Origin of the sequence: Arthrobacter sp. Hiyo1 (assembly GCF_001263615.2) — a bacterium.
Taxonomy (GTDB): domain Bacteria; phylum Actinomycetota; class Actinomycetes; order Actinomycetales; family Micrococcaceae; genus Arthrobacter.
In genome coordinates, this window is record NZ_DF952469.1 from 889265 (window position 1) to 891743 (window position 2479).

Here is a 2479-nt window from a genome sequence, read left to right on the forward strand (position 1 = left end):
GGTGCGAGCCAGGCCTGTTGTGCATCGGCGACGCCGCCCACGCTATGTCGCCGGCCGGAGCCGCCGGGGTGAACTACGCCATCGCCGACGCCGTCGCCACGGCCAATCACCTCGCAGTACCACTGCGCACGGGCACCATCGCCGTCGCCGACCTCCAGCGCGTGCAACGACGACGCGAACCAGCGGTAAGGATCGCACAGGCATTGCAGCGACAGCAGACACGCCAACTCGCTCGCCTTGCCCAAAACAACCCACCCGTCCAACTCATACGGCTCATCAGCCACACGCCACTGGTCAAACGCCTCTTGGGCCGCATTGTGGGCCTCGGTTTCCGTCGCGAACACATCCACAGCCCCCACCTCACCAACCACTAGCAATCGAACCGCAAATCTCCCCGGTGGCTCATGAGACCGCAGGGGTGGATGTGACATGGGTGACAATAGTGGCGTTTGGTGCGAAGCTTGTCACGCCGAGTTGACTATCCTGTCAAGTCGGATCTTATTGTTCCTCAGGGAGGTTTCGTGAAGAAGATCCTTAGCGTTTCCGGGGCGATGTTGCTGTTGCTGAGCGCGTTCTCAGCCACAGCACCGGCCGCAGTTGCCCAACCATCTCCGTCCGCCAACTGGCATGCGGAGAAGGTCTGCGCCGATGTCCCAGCCGGCAATGCGTCGTGTTTTGCGCTCAAGTACGTCGATGATTCGACGACTCCGGGCAAGGCGTCGCCGGGAGGACAAACCAAACCCGCTTCGAGCACGCCGCCCGCCACCGGCAAGACCCCCGCGGACATCCAGAGCGCCTACAACATCACAGGCCTCGCGTCCGGCGGCAGAACCGTCGCAATCGTGGATGCCTACGGCTATCCGAACCTGGAACGCGATCTCGGCGTTTACCGCTCACAGTTCGGCCTCCCGGCATGCACGGTCAGCAACGGCTGCCTCACCATCAAGGACCAAAACGGCGGCAACAAGCTTCCCAGGTTCAATTCCGGATGGGCCGACGAAACGGCCCTCGACGTCGACGCCGTCTCTGCAGCGTGTCCGGACTGCAAGATCCTGGTAGTGCAGGCGACAACAGCGAGCCTCAGCGACCTTGGGACAGCCGTGGCAACGGCCGCAAAACAGCCCGGCGTCGCGGCGATCTCCAACAGCTACGGCGGCGGGGATTCAGCAGACTCCAGCTACGGCACGTACTACAACCACCCGGGCATCGCGGTGACAGCGTCAACCGGCGACAACGGGTACACCGGCTCGTCCTACCCCGCTTCCTCGAGTTACGTCACCGCCGTGGGAGGCACATCGTTGGTCAAGAACTCCAGTGCACGCGGGTGGGGCGAATCTGCCTGGTCCGGCTCGGGATCCGGATGCTCAAGTGTCAATGCCGCGTTGCCAGCGGCTGCCACGTTCGGCACGGGCTGTAGCAAGCGCGCCTCGGCGGACGTCTCCGCCGTCGCAGATCCGCAGACCGGCCTGGCAGTGTACGCGCCGAGCAGCAGCACCACCTCGTCATGGGCCCAGTATGGAGGGACCAGCCTCTCCTCGCCCCTGATCGCGGCCATGTACGCGCTTTCCGGGAACACAGGCAGCTCCTCGGCACTGGCCAACTCTCTTCCGTACACGAACTCCGGGAAATTCAATGACGTCGCCTCGGGTTCAACGGGCACGTGCTCCACGAGCCAATGGTGCCTCTCCGGCACCGGATGGGACGGACCCACGGGCGTCGGCACTCCGAACGGGGTCGCCGGACTCTAAAAAGCAGTAACTGCCTGAAGGGTGGCCGGCGTCCAAGGATGCCGGCCATCCTTCTGTCTGTGAACGGGCAGTCTCACTAATGCTTCAGGTTCGTCAGCTCCTGCAGGACCTCGTCCGACGTCGTGATGATGCGGGCGTTCGCCTGGAAGCCGCGCTGGGCAACGATCAGGTTGGTGAATTCCTGGGAGAGGTCAACGTTGGACATCTCAAGGGCCCCGGCAGTCAGGGTGCCGAGTCCGGCGTCGCCCGGGGCGCCCAACTGGGCCGCGCCGGAGTTGGCGGTAGCCACATACGTGGAGCTACCGGATTTCTCGAGGCCGCCGGGGTTGGTGAAACGGGCAAGGGCCACGCGGGCCAGAACCTGCTTGCTGCCATTGCTGAACGAGCCGATGAGTGAGCCGTCGCCGCCGAGGGTGAATGACTCCAGCTTGCCTGCCTCGGATCCGTTCTGGCTGCCGACCGTGAGTGTGCTCATGGCCGCGAATCCGGTAACAGTGGACATGTCCACCGAGATGCCGCCGACGGTCATGGCACCGCCCGAAGTCATCGCACCGTTCGCGAACGTGAGCGTCGAGTTCCCCGTGGCGCCGTTGGCGTCGGCCCCGGCCACATCCCAGCCTCCCGCAGAGCGGCTGAACGTCAGAGTCAGGCTGCGGGAGGCGCCGTCGGCGTCGTACACCTTGACCTGGCGCTCCACGCTGGTCCCCACGGCCGCATCGGACGGCAGGTTG

The 2479-nt window shown here is 64.7% G+C and carries 3 protein-coding genes; 2 read left to right on the forward strand and 1 reads right to left on the reverse strand.

The genetic code is table 11. From position 1 onward, the window contains the following. Positions 1-44 precede the first annotated feature (44 nt). On the forward strand, positions 45-374 hold the full coding sequence (locus AHiyo1_RS08385) for a hypothetical protein (protein ID WP_253257236.1): 330 nt from the start codon (positions 45-47) through the stop codon (positions 372-374). Between the two features lie 147 nt (positions 375-521). Next, positions 522-1748: a S53 family peptidase gene (locus AHiyo1_RS08390; protein ID WP_059388248.1), complete on the forward strand. Its 1227-nt coding sequence runs from the start codon at positions 522-524 to the stop codon at positions 1746-1748. A 76-nt stretch (positions 1749-1824) separates the two neighbouring features. Here the strand turns inward: AHiyo1_RS08390 and AHiyo1_RS08395 are convergent. Then, the coding region (locus tag AHiyo1_RS08395; protein WP_113990596.1) for a flagellar hook-basal body complex protein at positions 1825-2479 on the reverse strand (655 nt) is incomplete at its 5' end.

Excerpts from the sequence above, each read along its gene's own strand:
- AHiyo1_RS08385 (WP_253257236.1), top strand. The coding sequence starts at position 45 with ATGTCGCCGGCCGGAGCCGCCGGGGTGAACTACGCCATCGCCGACGCC.